We start from the raw sequence: 14,984 nt of genomic DNA on the forward strand, positions 1-14,984 counted from the left end.
CGCGTATCTAGCGCCTTTGGTCCATGAAACTGATCAAGCCGGGTCGGTTAGATTTCCTCAGCGACAATCCTGGCTACATCAGCCAAGATAGCCTCTTGATCCTTGGTCTCCCCTGGCGCTTCTGCAAGATAGGCTGCAACCACGATCGGATCGCGATCGGACGGAAAGACCACTCCGATGTCATTGGTGGAAATTCCGTCCCAGGTTCCCGGTTTATTCGCGATCCGCCATCCTTTCGGCAAGCCAGCACGGAGGCGTCGTGTCGCTGCATCTTTGGAATCGATCATCCAATTGGTTAGTTTAATGCGAGACGGGGCTGACAGTGCGTCGCCAAGAACGACCCGACGCAGCGTTCCGACCATAGCGCGTGGTGAGGTCGTATCGTGAGTTTCCCCCGGCTTCACGACATTCAAGTCCAGCTCAATCTTATCGAGACGGGTGATTGGATCGTCCAAAAAACGGAGATAGGCGGTAAGCGCGGAAGGGCCACCGAAGCTTGCCAAAAGCAAATTCGCCGCGGTGCTATCGCTCACAGTTAATGCTGCCTGGCACAATTGCTCGATTGTCATGCCATCCGCGAGGTGGGACTTGGTCGCCTTAAAAGGCACTACCAGATCGCGCTCAGTAAAAAAAATTCGCCGACTGAGTTGCTCTTCGCCGCGATCAACGCGAGCGAGCGTGTATGCAACCGCCAATGCTTTGAACGTGCTGCACATAGCGAAGCGTTCGTCGAGGCGATTGCCAACTACTTGACCGGTTGCAGTATCCAACACGGCGACGCCAAGGCGTCCTCCGCTACGCGTTTCAAGCTCTTTAAGCCGCAACTCAATGCCTTTGCGGCTGGTCTCCGCCCGTGCAAGAGGGCAAAACAGCGCCGGCAGGGCAATTATCGGCGTCATCAACGCAACCCGGCGCGTAATCAGTAAAGGCATGTAGTTTCAATCCCCCCTGGTCGGAATTGAATCGAGAACAATTGAAAGGCGTCAAATTTAGGACCGAGAACTGGTCAGGGGGCCGGGCTTCCGCTCATCCATGTTATCCTGCCGTATGTCTGTGCCCCTTTAATGATGTTCAAGGGCCCTTAGGCCCTTCAGCCCGAAATCGGAACATCAAAAGAGAATGGGCAGCAACGTCGTGGCACCGGGTCACCGGAGGCAGTCACCTGCCTCCGGTTCCCACAAAACGTCTTGCGGCGACAGACGGTTATGTCTCGTCGGTCTTTTCCTGTTTTTCTATCAAGGCGGCAAAGTCTTCCTTCAGCCGGACCGGCAAATCCATGCGCTCGTGCAAAATGCTCATCACGCCAAGATCGCCGTTATCAAGTTCGCGGAAGAACAAATAGTGATGTTCATAGCGGCTGAAATGCGCCTCGCGTTTGACATCGGCGGGAACCGCAAGCTTTTGCGGAAGCCGGCGCCAATGCGCCCTTTCTTCACAAAGACGCTTCAAGTGCGCGTGAAGCCCCGTGATGTAGGTCACAGCCTGCGGCTCGCCCCATTTTTCAACGGTGTCGCGCCAAATCTTGTCCTGCGCCGCATCCGCACGCGGGTAAAAACGGTAGGTTGCCACGATCAGCGACGCGTATTGCGGCGGATGACATCTTCAGCGGAAACCGCGACAAACTCGCTATCATCCGCCCTCATCGCAGGTGCGAGTTGCTTTTGCAGCGCATCCCATGCCTCATCCCGCGTTTGCAAGTCGCGACGGATCAACGCCCGAATATACTCGCTGGCATTTTCGTAGAGGCCGTCCTCACCAATCTGCTGCTGAATATGGGCCTGCAACTGGCCGCCTACCTTCACGTGAATGCTTCCCGATGCCATTGGCATATCCTTTCGTTCTCCCTTTATTGTGAGTATCGTAGCACATATTGTCAATATTCATCACCGTGCTCCATTATGGGAGTGCGCAATGAACCCGCAAACTGGCGGCCAGTTGGTGATTGCCCTCAAGCTCAATGCCAAGGAAATCACGCCCAGCTATTGCCGTGCACGGCGTATTGCCGCACCTTTTTGCACAAAAGGATACTGCTATGCCGCCCTCTGCCCATTCAATCAGGCCACCCCGTGAATTGAAGAAAGACCGGATCGAACTGCGCGTTGCCGGCCCCGCCAAGGAGTTGACCTGCCGACAAGCTGGGGGCGGCCCTCGCCAGCACCGCGATCTGGTGGGCTGACTGGCTCATGGGGTTTGCTATCGCGCCCTTGGATAAGGGTCACGATCGAGAACAATTCGCGTGCGGGCAGTCCGATCTCGATGACTGGCTCCAGCGTCGTGCCAGCCAGGACGACAAACGCAACATCGCGCGGGTGTTTGTCGCAACCGACGACGAACTTGGTGTCGTGGCTTCTACAGCCTCAGTTCGTTCACGCTGGCGATCGATGAGCTTCCGGAAGAGGTCGGGCAGAAGCCTCCCCGCTGCGACGCAATCTATGCAGCACTGATCGGCCGACTGGCGCGCGATATGGGCGCGAGGTCGAGGCTCTGTTCGCTCGGCTTCGTCTCGTCGCGCGCGACTACGCCCATACTCGCCGCCTTCCGCTCCGCCTCTCCACAAGCCACTGATTTACAAGTGATTTCTCCCTTTCAAAGGCGCTATCACTTGGCATCCTTGTCGCGAAGCGGAGTATTCCGTGCGAGGACAAGAACGCGGTCGTGGCGCCACCGAGACTACAACGCCGAAAAGCTTTGATCGCCGACGCTACCCGCGACCGGCTGTGCCTACGTCGTCGAAGCTAGGTCCACGCCTCGTCAATCTTGTCAGACTACTGACGCGACAGGCCGCGCGGGACTTCGTTCAAGCCGAAACAGATTGCCAGATCCGAGACCGCCTCCCGGAGTAAGGAGGTCGCCTCATGGAGGTCGAGCTCTACGCCCGCTACTCATCGGACAATCAGCGAGACGCCTCGATTGAGGATCAGTTGCTGCTCGGCCGCCTGCATGCCGAAAAGCAGGCTGGACGGTCGTCGACAGCTATGCCGACCACGCGATCTCCGACGCGTCGCTCCTGCGCCCCGACATTCAGGAGATGATCAGCGACGCGATGCGCGGAAAGTTCGTCGTCGTAATGCTATCGATTGGGTTCGGAAAACCGAAACGGGGGTAACGGGTGTCGACAAACGTTTCGTGGCTTGCTTGGTCTCAGCGAACAGGTTTAAGAACGCTATGGGCGAAGCGTTTCCAAATTGCACGTCGTGTACGCTGAAAACGGTATTGACGCTGCTGGAAGCCATTGGCGATCTGCAGCAACCGAAGCGGTAATCGGCAGTGGCGCTGTTGCCATCTGGTGGGGAAGAAACCACATTGAATGCGCTTAGAGGGCGTGAGCGAAGAAAGAAAGATTGCCGCTTTCCATGAAATCCAGCCTCGATCATCTGCCCGAACGCAAACGACGCGAACTGTCGCGCATCGTCGAGATCGTGCATGAGGAGTTCGAGGATGCGCTGAAGGAAGGCACCGCCGATTTCAAGAAGAAGGGGCGGATTCTGAAGATCGTGCTCTTTGGTTCATACGGCCGTGGCGACTGGGTCGAGGAGAGCCATACCAGCAAGGGCTATCGCTCCGACTACGATCTGCTCGTCATCGTCAACAACCGCAAGCTCACCGACTTTGCGCTCTACTGGTACAAGGCCGCCGATCGCTTCCTACATGACCGCGCCATCAAGACGCCGGTCAGCTTGGTCGTGCACTCGCGCCGCGAGGTCAACACGGCGCTGAAGGAGGGCAACTATTTCTTTCGCGACATCCGTCGCGACGGCATCGTGCTCTATGAGCTCGACGACGAGCCGCTGGCCGAACCGAGGCCACGCTCAGCCGCCGACGAATACCGCATCGCCAAGGAGCATTTTGACGACCGCTTTTCTTTTGCAGTAGCTTTAATGGACGGGGTCTCGCTCTATATGGAGAAAAGCTATCCTAAACATGCCGCTTTTCTTCTACATCAAGCCATTGAACAAGCCTATTCGACGCTGTTGCTGACGCTGACCAGTTACAGCCCTGCCTCACACAACCTCAACCATCTGCGGACGCTGGCGGAAGGCCGCGACCGGCGGCTGGTAGCGGTCTGGCCGAAGGATCGGCAGCGCCATGTCGCCTGGTTCAACACCATCAACGAGGCCTATGTGAAGGCGCGCTACTCCAAGCATTTCACGATCGGCGAGGAAGCTTTGATCTGGCTTGGCGAGCGCACCGGCGAGCTGCAGCAGCTGGTAAAGACGATCTGCGAAGAGCATCTCGACAATCTTCAAAAGGCCCTGTGAGCCCCATTGCGGCTACTTCCACGCTACTCGTTCATTATGAAGCGGCAGCCACAGCAGCCCATCTCAGCCCGAGTCGTGGGAAAGCCAGAACCTATCGTAAGGCATCCGCCGCATCCAAAACGCATTCCCGTGTAATCGGGTCTTCATTCCGGTATCTACCCGCGAGGGTACGCGCCTTGATACAAAAGCCATATTTTGCTCCGACCGCGGTGGTTACATGTAACCTATCACACGCGGTTAGCGTCGCCGACATCCCCTTTGGAAACTAGCTTTTCCGAGAGCACGATTTGGATTGCCCAAATGGGCCGCTGCCGGATTCCGGTGCCGGTTCACACCGAGAGGTTGTCCCTACCTGGCCGTATTCCATACGCTGATTTCCATATCTCAACTCTGTTACTTCTATCCATCTTGCCATTGACTTCTAATTATCATGCTTGATGATTTCTAATCAGAACGGATTGGGAATCAACATGTACAAACGGTTTGTCGAGCAAAGAGCGGAAGAGGCGGTTTCAGACACACCTGCGGTGCTGATCGTTGGGCCACGCCGTGCCGGCAAGACGACGCTGGTGCACAAAATTGGAGAAGTAGGCCAACAACAACCGACAAACGGCGGTTCTGCGCTACCTATGGCGATGGTTGCGGGAAGGCGCCATGGCCGGGACTTCGCCTCTGAGCAAGAGGCGTTGGTTGCAGCTGCTCGCAACTCCCGGTTCTTGCGATTGGTTGAGCGAGCTATAGCGAAGCTTGCAGCATAGCCGCCCCCAAACGCGCCAATGTCTGGTGTTGGCCGGACCGACGGCTTTGTGGGATCAAGAGGACGAAACGGACATTCACGCCGGTACAGCTTCGCGGCCGCTCTCGAAAATACGCGCCGCCTGCATTCTGCGAGCCTCGTCAAACGCGGGGATCGAGTGTTCGGAACACTCCGCGCGGGACTTGCAGACATACGGTTCCCGCCGCTCTACACGGGGTGCCTCCGGTAGCAAAAGAATGCCTCTTCGATAGTGGGTATTGCGATGTAGCGGTCTTCTGACTCGAACACCCGGTGGCGAGCGAACGGGCGCTAGATCAAGCTAGGCCCCGTCTCAAAATCCCTGACGACGGACATGGAGGATCACGTCAAAACGCCGATCATGGCGCCGCGGCTCCATTGACAAACCCCGCCCTCGCACTCTACTAAAGCGGTCGCGGGCACCCACCACATCAGTCGGACGCGGGCCGCGGTTTCAGTCCAAAGGGAAGAGCATGCGCATTCGGTCGACGATGATGGGGGCAGCCGCCTTGGTGGCGGTCGGAACGTTCGCCGTGCACGTGCAGGCCGAAGGGTTGGAAAACATCGTGCTGTCCGCAAGCAAGGACGCGAAAGAGACCCAGGCGACATTTGCGCCGGACACGGCCAAGATCTTCCTCTCCGCCGACCTGACCGACGCTGTGGCCTCGGGATCGAAGCTAACCGTGAGCTGGATTTCGGTGGATTCGGGCGGTGTCGCGCCGGCGAACTACAAGATCGACGAGGTCAGCTTCGAAATCGGCAAGATCGACAACCATGTCGACTCCTCGATGACCAAGCCGGATGCCGGCTGGCCGGTCGGCACCTATCAGGTGCAGATCTCCGTTGACCGCACGGTGAAGGAAGCGGTCGACTTTTCCGTGAAGTGACCGGGGCGCGCGAGCCGTCATATACCTTTCCGACTCTTCGCGGGGTGTCACCGCTTGCAGCCGATCTGACCTGTCGCGCAGAGCCACCCGGAGCCTCGCCAATTCACCGATGTCGGGAAGGCGCGTTCACCGATTGACTCGCGCCGTAGCGGAGCCCCACGACGAGGAGAGCGACCATGCGCTCCGCGCGGCCGGGTCCGGTATTGTGGGCCGACATGCACAAGGCTCGCCGGGATTTGCCATATCGGCGCATCGTTCGGTTACGGCCAGGACAAGCCTGCGATCTCAACACGGCGCAGTGTCTCACGCACCGTCGAGGGAGCCGCACCGACGTGCAGCGCAATCGACCCGTGACCAAGCCCATCTTCAAATCTGTATCTCAGGATCTCGCGGACACGCCACATCTTTAGTCTCTCCGCTGGCATCGCGTTCCTTCCTCTCAGCGCAACCGAAAGGTCGAACGTCTCGATCAAGAGTGATGCCGATAGCGTGGTCGGCGATTGATTGTGCGTCGATCGCGGCGATGGCGCCTTCGACCGTGCCGCTGGTGGTGATGGCGATCGCGCCGGCTCCAACTCAGGTCTGTCGTGCGATGATCGCCGTGTTGCCGGTGGAGTGACATCGCCAGCGTTGACCGTGACGGCGCCGCCTGATGACAGCGCGAAGATGCCGTCGCCGCTAGTCGCGGTGACAGGACCGACGGTGGTGACCGTGGTCGAGCCCGAGCCGAAGTTCTCGGCGTCGATGCCGAAGCGGGCGTCGATCGACCCGTTGGCGGTCGCGTCGATGTTGCCGGCCGCCCCAGCGCCCAGGAACGCCGCCACCATGCCGGCATTGCCCGCACGGATGTTGCCATTGGCGACCTCGGTGATGTTGCCGGCCAGCAAGTTGGACTGGATGTTGATGCCGTCCTTGCCCGCCGTCAGCGCGGTGACATCGTTGGTGGTCACCGAAATGCCGGTGCTGGTCGCCACGTCGCGGACGACGATGCCTTCGCCTGTTGCCGCAGAAACATTGCCGGTGATATTAATATTCACCGAACCGACACCGCCCGTCTGCGTTGCATCGAATGCGTTGCCTGCGCCGTTGTTGGTGATGTTCCCACCCGTGTAGGTGATCGCGCCGGCCGCCGAGACCGACAGGGCCGCCGTTCCACCAGCCGTCGGCGTGTTGCCCACATCGACGGCGATCGCGCCATTGTTGATAATAAAGACGCCGCCAGTGCCGGTGTTGGCAACCGCAAGGCCATTCCCGCTGATCGTCGTTCCCGCAATGACGTCAACGATGACCGGTGTGTTGGACACAATCACGTAATTGCGGTCAAAGGGCAGGTCGGCGCTGTATGTCGTACTGGTGGTGGAGGTATCGTTGCACTGGATAGTGACGCCGATAACGCAGTCCGCCCAGGCCTGTCCCGGAGCCAGCAGGCTCGCGCCCGCCCCGCCGATTCTACGCGATGGTTACACAGACGCCGCCGATTGCCGACCTTCGCCTCTGTTCAAGCTGGCACATCATTCGCCATAGATTGTATGACCGGTCAGGCAAGCCCCCGTTGGCTTCCGACACAATCAGCATTTTTAATGCAACGACAATGATCTGCTGCGATCCGAAAGGGTCGCGCCGGTCGGTGCGTTCGTATAATAAGAAGGAAGACTTGCAAGTTTTCCTGTCTATCTGTATAGAGAGGATATGAGCGATCCTTCTGACACATCCCCATCCCTCGTAACTGCCGTCACCGAACTTTCCCTGGCGATTGGGCAACTCCTGCGGCGCCTGCGCGCGGAGTCGAATTCGGACGAACTTACGTGGTCGCAGACCGTGGCGCTGTCGCGGCTGGAGAAGGCGGGTCCGATGACGACGGCGGACCTCGCGCGGGCAGAATCGGTGAAACCCCAGTCCATGGGCGCCACGCTCGCCGAGCTGGAGCGCGAGCGCCTGGTCGAGCGTCGCCCGCATCCGACGGATGGTCGGCAGGTCCTGTTCGCACTTACGGCCGAAGGCATCGAGGCGAGGCGGAAGCGGAGCGCCGCGAAGCAAGAGTGGCTGCTGACCGCGATGGCCGAGTTGGATCCGGACGAACAACAAACGCTGATATCCGCGGCCGCGCTGATCAAGCGTCTCGGCGAGAGCGACGCCCGCCGGGGCTGACTGGAAAGCCTGACGCCGCTGACGCGCGTGACGGGACAAGACGTGGTCTCACCAGTCATCCAGATCGCAGAAAGGAAAACACCGTGACCATGACCACCCTCGACCCGAAGACCGCGCTGATCGTCATCGATCTTCAGAAAGGCATCGTACCGCTACCGAACGCGCCGCCCATGGACAGCGTGGTGAAGCACACCAGGACGCTGCTGGACGTCTTTCGCGGACATGGTCTGCCTGTCGTGCTGGTCAATGTCGCAGGCGGTGCGCCGGGCCGGACGGAGCAGCCGCGAGGCCATCGAGAATTTCCAGTCGGCTGGACCGATCTCATCCCCGAACTGAACCGGCAGGCGCAAGACCATGTCGTGACGAAGCACACGCCGGGCGCCTTCACCAACACCGGCCTTGAAGCCTATTTGAAGGCGTTGGCGGTCACGCAGGTCGTGATTGTCGGTGTGGCCACCAGCAATGGCGTCGAGGTCACCGCGCGCCAGGCCTATGAGCTCGGTTTCAACGTCATGCTCGCGACCGACGCCATGGCCGACCCAAATGCCGACGCCCACGCCTGGAGCGTCACGCGGGTTTTCCCTAGGATTGGAGAGACCGGCACGACGCAGGCGATCATCGATCTTCTGCAAAGGAGTGCCTGAGCATGAACTGGCTTCATGACATATCCTATCTGTTCGGCGGCGCATTTCTGGCCAACGCCGTTCCTCACTTCGTCAGCGGCATGATGGGGCGGTCCTTTCAGAGCCCGTTTGCCAAGCCGCCGGGCGAAGGGCTTTCATCCTCGACCGTGAACGTGCTCTGGGGGTTTGCAAACGGCGTCATCGCCTATTGTCTCCTTGCCCGTGTGGGACATTTCGACCTGCGCGCCGCAGATCACGTCATCGCCGTGGGCGTCGGCGTTCTGCTTATCGGTGTGCTGAGCGCACGCTTGTTCGGGCGGTTCCACGGCGGCAATTCGCCCACGGTCTCGTGACGGCATGGCCAAGGGCACGTTCCGCTCGCTGGAGGTCTTCAACTATCGCGTTTGGGCCATCGGCTCGCTTGTCTCCAATGTCGGCACATGGATGCAGCGCACCGCCCAGGACTGGCTCGTGCTGACGGAACTCACCCACCACAGCGCAACCGCCGTTGGCGTCGTGATGGGCCTGCAGTTCGGGCCGCAGCTTCTCCTGCTGCCCTGGTCCGGCTATGCCGCCGATCGTTTCGACCGGCGCAGGCTTCTGATCGCCACCCAGGCGGCTTCGGGTTTGCTGGCCCTTGGCCTCGGCCTCCTCGTCGTCACGGGTCTCGTTCAGCTGTGGCATGTCTACGTCCTCGCTTTCCTCTCCGGTTGCGTCAACGCCATCGACATGCCGGCGCGCCAGACCTTCGTCTCCGACCTGGTCCGGGACGAAGACCTTTCAAACGCGGTGGCGCTGAATTCTGCCTCCATCAACGTCGCGCAGATGATCGGCCCCGCTGTTGCCGGCGTCCTGATCGCAGCCATCGGCTCTGGCTGGGCGGTTTTGATCAACGCGGCCTCTTTCGGCGCCGTGCTGGGTTCGCTTGGGCTCCTGCGCGTCAAAGAGCTTCACGCCAACCTCCGCGCTAGCCGGTCCCGGAGCAGCCTCGTGGACGGGTTCCGGTATGTCCGGTCCCGCCCGGACCTGAAGGCTATCCTCTGGATGCTCTTCCTGATCGGCACCTTCGGACTGAATTTTCCGATCTTCATCTCCACCATGTCCATCAAGGTCTTCCATGGCGGAGCCGATCAGTACGGCATTTTGACCTCGGTCATGGCGGTCGGAACACTTGCCGGTGCGCTGCTCGCCGCCGGACGCGACAAGCCCCGGTTCGGGCTTCTGTTCGTCGGCGCCGCGACGTTCGGGATCGGCTTTGCATTCGCCGCGATAACGCCCGATGTCTGGCTGTTCGGCGCCGCGCTCGTCGTCATCGGCGTGTCGATCCTGACCTTCACCAATTCCACGAGCAGTCTGATGCAGCTATCCACAGAGCCTGTGATGCGCGGGCGCGTCATGGCGCTGCGTCTCGCCATCGGCGTGGGGGCGACGCCGATAGGGGCTCCCATCGTCGGCTGGGTCGCCGATGCCGTCGGTCCACGCTGGGCGCTGGGCGTCGGCGCCGCCTCGGGGTTCACAGCCGCGGCCGTCGCCCTTGCTTATCTGATGAAGCATGGGCGCCTGCGTGTACGCTTGGACGGTCATCGGCTATGAGGTTCGACATCAAGCGAGGGCCTCGCCGCAGGCCGCGAAGGGGGTGACTATCGGTATGCCCTGTTTCGTGACGGCCTGGCGCTCCTCGGCGATCCGTTCCGCGGTCGCCTCCGCGATGTTGTTATCTGGTTGCCAAACGAGGGACTATCTTTGCGCTGAGCCGCTTTGGCGACGTCATTCTAGGATGACGTTGAAGGAGGGATGCGGCCGCCGGAAAGCCGCAAGCACTCGATCGCGCGCCCGGTCCATCTCGCGGGCTGCTGCGCCGGTGAGCATGAAGGTAGGGCAAGCGGGATTGCCGCAGCCGCAGGGCCTGATTTCGCCGGAGGACAAAAGCATTTTGAATCGGCGGCGAAGCTGATCCAGTTCACGGACTGTTAGTTCCAGCGCGCTGCGGATGCCGGCATCACGAGCGATGGAAGTTGATGGATTTAGACACCGTGCGTCTGGCGGTGATCGTCGATGAACGCGATCATGGCCTGAACCGACGGTCGAGCTCCGCCTGGGCAAAATACGCGCTCGCCTTGCGCAGGATCTCATTGGCCTGTCGAAGCTCGCGGTTCTCGCGTTCCAGTGCCTTCAGCTTCGTCGCAACATCCGTAGGCACACCGACTCGCACGCCATTGTCGCGCTCGGCCTTCTTCACCCACTCACGCAGCGTCTGCGCCGTGCAGCCGATCTTTGCGGCGATCGACGAGACCGCAGCCCACCGCGACGTATGGTATCCCTCCGGCGTGGACCGCCTTGCGGGAATTTGCCGAGAAGGTGATTTTGCGCTCTTGAGAGTGGATTTAAGAGCGCAATGAGGAACTATGGCACAGGCAATTTTGCTGACGGGTCAAGAACGGCGGCGTCGTTGGTCACCGGATGATCGACAGGAAATTCTGGATGCGGCATTTGCACCGGGGGCAAATGTCTCGGAGGTAGCGCGTCGCTTTGATGTTTCGACGGGGCTGCTCTACACGTGGCGCCGCCAGGTGCTGTCTGTGAAAGATGTTCCTGCCTTCGTGCCGGCGACTGTCTTGGACGTTCCTGGCAGCGGCGGAGGTGGCGCGGCGCCCATCGTTGTGGACTTTGCGAACGGTACCAAGGTGAGGCTTGCGTCCGGGGCACCTTGTGATCTTGCCGCGGCAGTGATGCGTGCGCTCAAATGATCCCGATCAGTTCGAGCGTGCGCGTTTGGATTGCGAGCGGCCATTGCGATATGCGCAAGGGGATGCAGGGCCTGGCTCTGATCGTGCAGGAAGGTCTGGGTCGTGATCCGTTCAAGGGTGACGTTTTTGTCTTCCGCGGGAAAAGTGGCCGGCTGATCAAGGCTCTTTGGCATGATGGAATTGGCCTTTCGCTATACGCAAAGCGGCTCGAGCGCGGCCGCTTTATTTGGCCGGCGACGGAGGGTGGAGCGATTGCGCTGACGGCTGGCCAGATGTCCTATTTGCTTGAGGGAATTGACTGGCGAAACCCGCAGCAGACATGGCGCCCGACGAGCGCGGGATAGCGTCTTTTTGGCGGGATTTGCGTGCGGCAGCACCAAGAAAAGCTATGCAAATCAGTGGTTTTGTGATTCACTTTAGAGCATGGAAACCGGCTCGGAACRTCACTGTGATCATGCTGCTGCCCTAGAAGCAGAGCTGGCGATGGCGCGGTCGGAACGGGCTACTGCTTTGGCCGAATTGGCTGTTGCCAAGGCCAAGGAGGCCGACGATCAGGCCATCATTCTTCGGCAGAAAGTCTATATCGAAAAGCTGCAACGTGAGCTGCGTGGTCAGAAGTCGGAACGGACGGCGCGGCTGATTGCACAGATGGAGCTGCTGCTTGAGGACGCCGAAGCGACGGCGACCGAAGATGAGCTTGCCGCCGAGATGGCCGTTGCTGCGGCTGCTGCGATTGCGGTCACCGGATTTACGCGCAAGCGGCCCGTCAAGAAGCCTTTCCCGGAACATCTGCCGCGTGAGCGTGTCGTGGTGCCTGGTCCGGTTGCCTGCAGCTGCTGTGGCGGTGAACGGCTTCGCAAGCTCGGCGAAGACATCACCGAAACGATGGAGAGCGTACCGCGTAGCTGGAAGGTCATTCAGACGGTGCGGGAAAAGTTCACCTGCCGTGACTGCGAGAAGATCAGCCAGGCACCTGCACCCTTCCATGTCATCCCGAGAGGATGGGCGGGGCCGAGCCTTTTGGCGATGATGCTCTGCGACAAGTTCGGCCAGCACATTCCCCTCAATCGCCAGGTCGAACGTTTTGCCCTGGAAGGTGTGCCAATCAGTCTGTCGACAGCAGCAGACGCGATTGGCGCGTGCTGCCAGGTCCTTGACCCGCTGGTGCGGCGGATTGAAAGCCATACGTTCGCGTCTGAACGGATCCACGGGGATGACACGACCGTGCCTGTTCTGKCTCTCGGCAAGACCGTCACCGGTCGGATATGGAGCTATGTCAAGGACGATGCTCCGTTTGGGGGAGCGGCGCCACCGTCGGCGGTGTTCTATTATTCCCGTGACCGGGCCGGTGAACATCCACAGGCGCATCTGGCCAATTATAGCGGCATCCTTCAGGCGGATGCGTATACGGGCTATGGCCAGCTCTATCTTCCTGATCGAAGTCCGGGTCCGATTTATGAAGCGGGGTGTTGGGCGCACGCGCGACGACCGTTTTTTGCGCAGGCCGATCTGGAGACCAATGCGCGCCGAAAGGCGCAAGGCAAAAGTGCCGCCGTTATCTCACCAGTCGMATTGAACATGGTGMAGCGGATCGACGCACTGTTCGAAATCGAACGCCAGATCAATGGCCGCACTGCGGATGAGCGAAAGGCAATCCGCCAGCAGTTATCAAAACCGCTGATTGACGACATGGAAGTATGGGTACGCGAAYACCGCGCCAGGTTGTCGCGTGACAATGACTTGGCAAAGGGGTTTGACTACATGCTGAACCGTTGGGAATCCTTCACCCGTTTCCTSGACGACGGCCGTATCTGCTTGTCGAACAATTGCGCGGAGCGATCTCTGCGCGGTGTGGCGCTCGGACGAAAAGCCTGGCTATTTGCCGGTTCCGATCGAGGGGGCCAGAGGGCGGCGGCTATGTATAGCTTGATCGTCACCGCGAAAATGAACCGCATTGACCCACAGGCCTGGCTTGCAGAYGTTCTCGCCCGCATCGCCGACCATCCAGCCAATCGGATCGATGAGCTTCTCCCCTGGAATTGGCGGAAAACCACAACAAYATCTCTGCCGCGGGCGGCCTGATGGCAGGTCCTCTCGTTCGCTTAAAGATCACGCTTGATGACGTTGATCCCTTGGTGATGCGGCGCGTTGTTGTCCCATTCCGCATTCGGCTTGACCGGCTTCATGAGGTTCTTCAGGAGGCTTTCGGCTGGACCAACAGCCATCTATATGAGTTCAGGATCCGTGACATCGGGTTCGGCGTGCCTGATGGCGGMTTTGATGGTCCCATCGATGCGCGCAAGGAAACGCTTCTTGCTGCCATCGAAGATATCGGCGCGAAATCATTCAAGTATCTCTATGACTTCGGCGACGGCTGGACGCACACCGTGAAAATCGAAAAGATCTTTCCGGCGACCGCCGGCTTCGACGATCCCTTCCTTCTCGAAGTTGYCGGACGATGTCCACCGGAGGATGTCGGCGGTCCGTGGGGTTATGAAGAGTTCCGCGAGGCCATTGCGGACACCAACCATCAGCGTCACCACGAACTCGTGGAATGGTGGGGCGATGCGCACTACGATCCTGGCGATGTCGACGCCGCCAATCTCCGCAAAAACGTCGAGGCTTTAGCTTCAAAGTGGAAGCGCCGATCGCGAAAGAAAGGCTGAACCTGCGGTCCTCGGCGAATGCTTACGACGTATGCTCGCCTTCGTGATCCAAAACCAGCCGGACCGCGCGGGTCCGGACCTCGGGAGAGAACTTGTTGGTCGTCTTGCTTGTCATGGCTCCACCTTCTCAGGAGTTGGAGCCTCCGATCAAGCCGGGGCGGTTCATGCAGGTGTCTGGAATGCTGAGCGCAGTCAATCTGGGCACGGGAGTGAAGTCCACAGACCCTCACATCCGAACTGAACGTAGCCACCGCGGCCCTGGCCGGATGGTTACCCTGAAATCGTAGGCCCGGCTGCGCTGGCCGAATAGTTACCGTTTTGGCGCGATACTGACGTTTCTCGTTTCAGAACATCCAAACGCAAAAAAGCCGCCCGGTTGGGGCGGCTGCTGTGGGCGATTTGGCATCGCACGAATTGCTGGTTGCGGGGGCAGGATTTGAACCTGCGGCCTTCAGGTTATGAGCCTGACGAGCTACCGGGCTGCTCCACCCCGCGGAAGTCGTGTCCGGCGGATGCCGGCTTATGGCCGGTTTGTTTGTTTTGAGAAGTTGATCTTTTTGAATGTTGCGTTTGGCAGACCTGGCAGCGACCGACTCTCCCGCGTCTTAAGACGAAGTACCATAGGCGCTGGGGCGTTTCACGGCCGTGTTCGGAATGGGAACGGGTGCAGCCGCCCCGCCATGACCACCAGGTCGGCAAAGCGCAACATTTGAGAAGCTGGTGAGACCGAAGTCTCGTTTTTTTCAGGGTGTTTTGCGGTTGGGCAAACAGCCTGGAACACGTCTTGCATCATCTTTGGCGCTTTGTAGCGCCAGATGAGCATTGATCAATGAGAACGATCAAGCCAATCGAGCTATTAGTACCGGTAAGCTTCATGCG

16 protein-coding genes, 1 tRNA gene, 1 rRNA gene, 2 pseudogenes and 1 other annotated feature are annotated in these 14,984 nt (G+C 59.7%); of the genes and pseudogenes, 12 read left to right on the forward strand and 8 right to left on the reverse strand.

The window, feature by feature from the left end:
• Window positions 1-47: 47 nt before the first annotated feature.
• The 3 genes from bla to AB4Z52_RS20255 form a co-directional block, all read right to left on the reverse strand.
• A complete protein-coding gene (bla, locus tag AB4Z52_RS20245; RefSeq protein WP_442219708.1) occupies window positions 48-932 on the reverse strand; it encodes a class A beta-lactamase in 885 nt (294 codons plus the stop codon).
• Window positions 933-1,203: 271 nt separating this feature from the next.
• The gene (locus AB4Z52_RS20250; protein ID WP_442219709.1) at window positions 1,204-1,569 is read right to left on the reverse strand and encodes a type II toxin-antitoxin system RelE/ParE family toxin; all 366 of its coding nucleotides are present in this window, start codon (window positions 1,567-1,569) and stop codon (window positions 1,204-1,206) included.
• A gap of 2 nt (window positions 1,570-1,571) precedes the next feature.
• The gene (locus AB4Z52_RS20255; RefSeq protein WP_442219710.1) at window positions 1,572-1,823 is read right to left on the reverse strand and encodes a ribbon-helix-helix domain-containing protein; all 252 of its coding nucleotides are present in this window, start codon (window positions 1,821-1,823) and stop codon (window positions 1,572-1,574) included.
• 88 nt (window positions 1,824-1,911) lie between these two features.
• Here AB4Z52_RS20255 and AB4Z52_RS20260 point away from each other — a divergent pair, with 88 nt between their 5' ends.
• From AB4Z52_RS20260 to AB4Z52_RS20275, 4 genes and pseudogenes are all read left to right on the forward strand, one after another.
• Window positions 1,912-2,070 carry a hypothetical protein gene (locus AB4Z52_RS20260; protein ID WP_442219711.1) on the forward strand — a complete coding sequence of 53 codons (159 nt, stop codon included), beginning with the start codon at window positions 1,912-1,914 and terminating at the stop codon, window positions 2,068-2,070.
• A gap of 1,283 nt (window positions 2,071-3,353) precedes the next feature.
• Window positions 3,354-4,259: a nucleotidyltransferase and HEPN domain-containing protein gene (locus AB4Z52_RS20265; protein WP_442219712.1), complete on the forward strand. Its 906-nt coding sequence runs from the start codon at window positions 3,354-3,356 to the stop codon at window positions 4,257-4,259.
• A gap of 470 nt (window positions 4,260-4,729) precedes the next feature.
• A pseudogene (locus tag AB4Z52_RS20270) lies at window positions 4,730-4,855 on the forward strand (ATP-binding protein); the annotation flags it as partial.
• A 673-nt stretch (window positions 4,856-5,528) separates the two neighbouring features.
• A complete protein-coding gene (locus AB4Z52_RS20275; RefSeq protein ID WP_442219713.1) occupies window positions 5,529-5,921 on the forward strand; it encodes a hypothetical protein in 393 nt (130 codons plus the stop codon).
• A gap of 260 nt (window positions 5,922-6,181) precedes the next feature.
• Here AB4Z52_RS20275 and AB4Z52_RS20280 read toward each other — a convergent pair whose 3' ends face one another.
• Window positions 6,182-7,231 carry a hypothetical protein gene (locus tag AB4Z52_RS20280; RefSeq protein WP_442219726.1) on the reverse strand — a complete coding sequence of 350 codons (1,050 nt, stop codon included), beginning with the start codon at window positions 7,229-7,231 and terminating at the stop codon, window positions 6,182-6,184.
• A gap of 379 nt (window positions 7,232-7,610) precedes the next feature.
• Between AB4Z52_RS20280 and AB4Z52_RS20285 the strand changes: the two genes are divergently transcribed.
• The 4 genes from AB4Z52_RS20285 to AB4Z52_RS20300 all read left to right on the forward strand — a co-directional run bounded on the left by AB4Z52_RS20285 (window position 7,611) and on the right by AB4Z52_RS20300 (window position 10,285).
• A complete protein-coding gene (locus AB4Z52_RS20285) occupies window positions 7,611-8,069 on the forward strand; it encodes a MarR family winged helix-turn-helix transcriptional regulator (protein ID WP_442219714.1) in 459 nt (152 codons plus the stop codon).
• 89 nt (window positions 8,070-8,158) lie between these two features.
• The gene (locus tag AB4Z52_RS20290) at window positions 8,159-8,713 is read left to right on the forward strand and encodes a cysteine hydrolase family protein (protein ID WP_442219725.1); all 555 of its coding nucleotides are present in this window, start codon (window positions 8,159-8,161) and stop codon (window positions 8,711-8,713) included.
• A 2-nt stretch (window positions 8,714-8,715) separates the two neighbouring features.
• Window positions 8,716-9,045, forward strand: a complete 330-nt coding sequence (locus tag AB4Z52_RS20295; RefSeq protein ID WP_442219715.1) for a hypothetical protein — start codon at window positions 8,716-8,718, stop codon at window positions 9,043-9,045.
• A gap of 4 nt (window positions 9,046-9,049) precedes the next feature.
• Entirely contained in the window at window positions 9,050-10,285 is a 1,236-nt protein-coding gene (locus AB4Z52_RS20300; protein WP_442219716.1) for an MFS transporter, read from the forward strand.
• Window positions 10,286-10,459: 174 nt separating this feature from the next.
• Here the strand turns inward: AB4Z52_RS20300 and AB4Z52_RS20305 are convergent, their stop codons facing one another.
• Together AB4Z52_RS20305 and AB4Z52_RS20310 are read right to left on the reverse strand one after the other, a co-directional pair.
• Entirely contained in the window at window positions 10,460-10,624 is a 165-nt protein-coding gene (locus AB4Z52_RS20305) for a hypothetical protein (RefSeq protein WP_442219717.1), read from the reverse strand.
• Window positions 10,625-10,698: 74 nt separating this feature from the next.
• Window positions 10,699-10,803, reverse strand: a sequence feature (AL1L pseudoknot).
• A pseudogene (locus AB4Z52_RS20310) lies at window positions 10,720-11,039 on the reverse strand (transposase); the annotation flags it as partial. (Overlaps the previous feature by 84 nt.)
• A gap of 58 nt (window positions 11,040-11,097) precedes the next feature.
• Here AB4Z52_RS20310 and tnpA point away from each other — a divergent pair.
• The 4 genes from tnpA to AB4Z52_RS20330 all read left to right on the forward strand — a co-directional run bounded on the left by tnpA (window position 11,098) and on the right by AB4Z52_RS20330 (window position 14,105).
• Entirely contained in the window at window positions 11,098-11,439 is a 342-nt protein-coding gene (gene tnpA, locus AB4Z52_RS20315; RefSeq protein WP_442219718.1) for an IS66-like element accessory protein TnpA, read from the forward strand.
• Window positions 11,436-11,783 (forward strand): IS66 family insertion sequence element accessory protein TnpB, encoded by a 348-nt coding sequence (tnpB, locus tag AB4Z52_RS20320; RefSeq protein ID WP_046119556.1) that lies wholly within the window; start codon window positions 11,436-11,438, stop codon window positions 11,781-11,783. Before tnpA ends, tnpB begins: the two co-directional genes overlap by 4 nt.
• A gap of 79 nt (window positions 11,784-11,862) precedes the next feature.
• A complete protein-coding gene (gene tnpC / locus AB4Z52_RS20325; RefSeq protein WP_442219719.1) occupies window positions 11,863-13,521 on the forward strand; it encodes an IS66 family transposase in 1,659 nt (552 codons plus the stop codon).
• Window positions 13,521-14,105: a plasmid pRiA4b ORF-3 family protein gene (locus AB4Z52_RS20330; protein WP_442219720.1), complete on the forward strand. Its 585-nt coding sequence runs from the start codon at window positions 13,521-13,523 to the stop codon at window positions 14,103-14,105. The genes tnpC and AB4Z52_RS20330 overlap by 1 nt, the downstream gene beginning before the upstream one ends.
• Before the next feature lie 418 nt (window positions 14,106-14,523).
• Here the strand turns inward: AB4Z52_RS20330 and AB4Z52_RS20335 are convergent.
• Window positions 14,524-14,600, reverse strand: a tRNA-Met gene (locus AB4Z52_RS20335).
• 82 nt (window positions 14,601-14,682) lie between these two features.
• Window positions 14,683-14,797 (reverse strand): 5S ribosomal RNA (gene rrf, locus AB4Z52_RS20340).
• Window positions 14,798-14,984: the final 187 nt, after the last annotated feature.

Origin of the sequence: Rhizobium sp. 2YAF20 (genome assembly GCF_052114685.1) — a bacterium.
Lineage (GTDB): Bacteria > Pseudomonadota > Alphaproteobacteria > Rhizobiales > Rhizobiaceae > Rhizobium.

Coding starts and splice junctions, on each gene's coding strand:
- bla (WP_442219708.1), bottom strand. CDS start 932: ATGCCTTTACTGATTACGCGCCGGGTTGCGTTGATGACGCCGATAATT.
- AB4Z52_RS20255 (WP_442219710.1), bottom strand. CDS start 1,823: ATGGCATCGGGAAGCATTCACGTGAAGGTAGGCGGCCAGTTGCAGGCC.
- AB4Z52_RS20260 (WP_442219711.1), top strand. CDS start 1,912: ATGAACCCGCAAACTGGCGGCCAGTTGGTGATTGCCCTCAAGCTCAAT.
- AB4Z52_RS20265 (WP_442219712.1), top strand. CDS start 3,354: ATGAAATCCAGCCTCGATCATCTGCCCGAACGCAAACGACGCGAACTG.
- AB4Z52_RS20275 (WP_442219713.1), top strand. CDS start 5,529: ATGGGGGCAGCCGCCTTGGTGGCGGTCGGAACGTTCGCCGTGCACGTG.
- AB4Z52_RS20285 (WP_442219714.1), top strand. CDS start 7,611: ATGAGCGATCCTTCTGACACATCCCCATCCCTCGTAACTGCCGTCACC.
- AB4Z52_RS20290 (WP_442219725.1), top strand. CDS start 8,159: ATGACCACCCTCGACCCGAAGACCGCGCTGATCGTCATCGATCTTCAG.
- AB4Z52_RS20295 (WP_442219715.1), top strand. CDS start 8,716: ATGAACTGGCTTCATGACATATCCTATCTGTTCGGCGGCGCATTTCTG.
- AB4Z52_RS20300 (WP_442219716.1), top strand. CDS start 9,050: ATGGCCAAGGGCACGTTCCGCTCGCTGGAGGTCTTCAACTATCGCGTT.
- AB4Z52_RS20305 (WP_442219717.1), bottom strand. CDS start 10,624: ATGCTTTTGTCCTCCGGCGAAATCAGGCCCTGCGGCTGCGGCAATCCC.
- tnpA (WP_442219718.1), top strand. CDS start 11,098: ATGGCACAGGCAATTTTGCTGACGGGTCAAGAACGGCGGCGTCGTTGG.
- tnpB (WP_046119556.1), top strand. CDS start 11,436: ATGATCCCGATCAGTTCGAGCGTGCGCGTTTGGATTGCGAGCGGCCAT.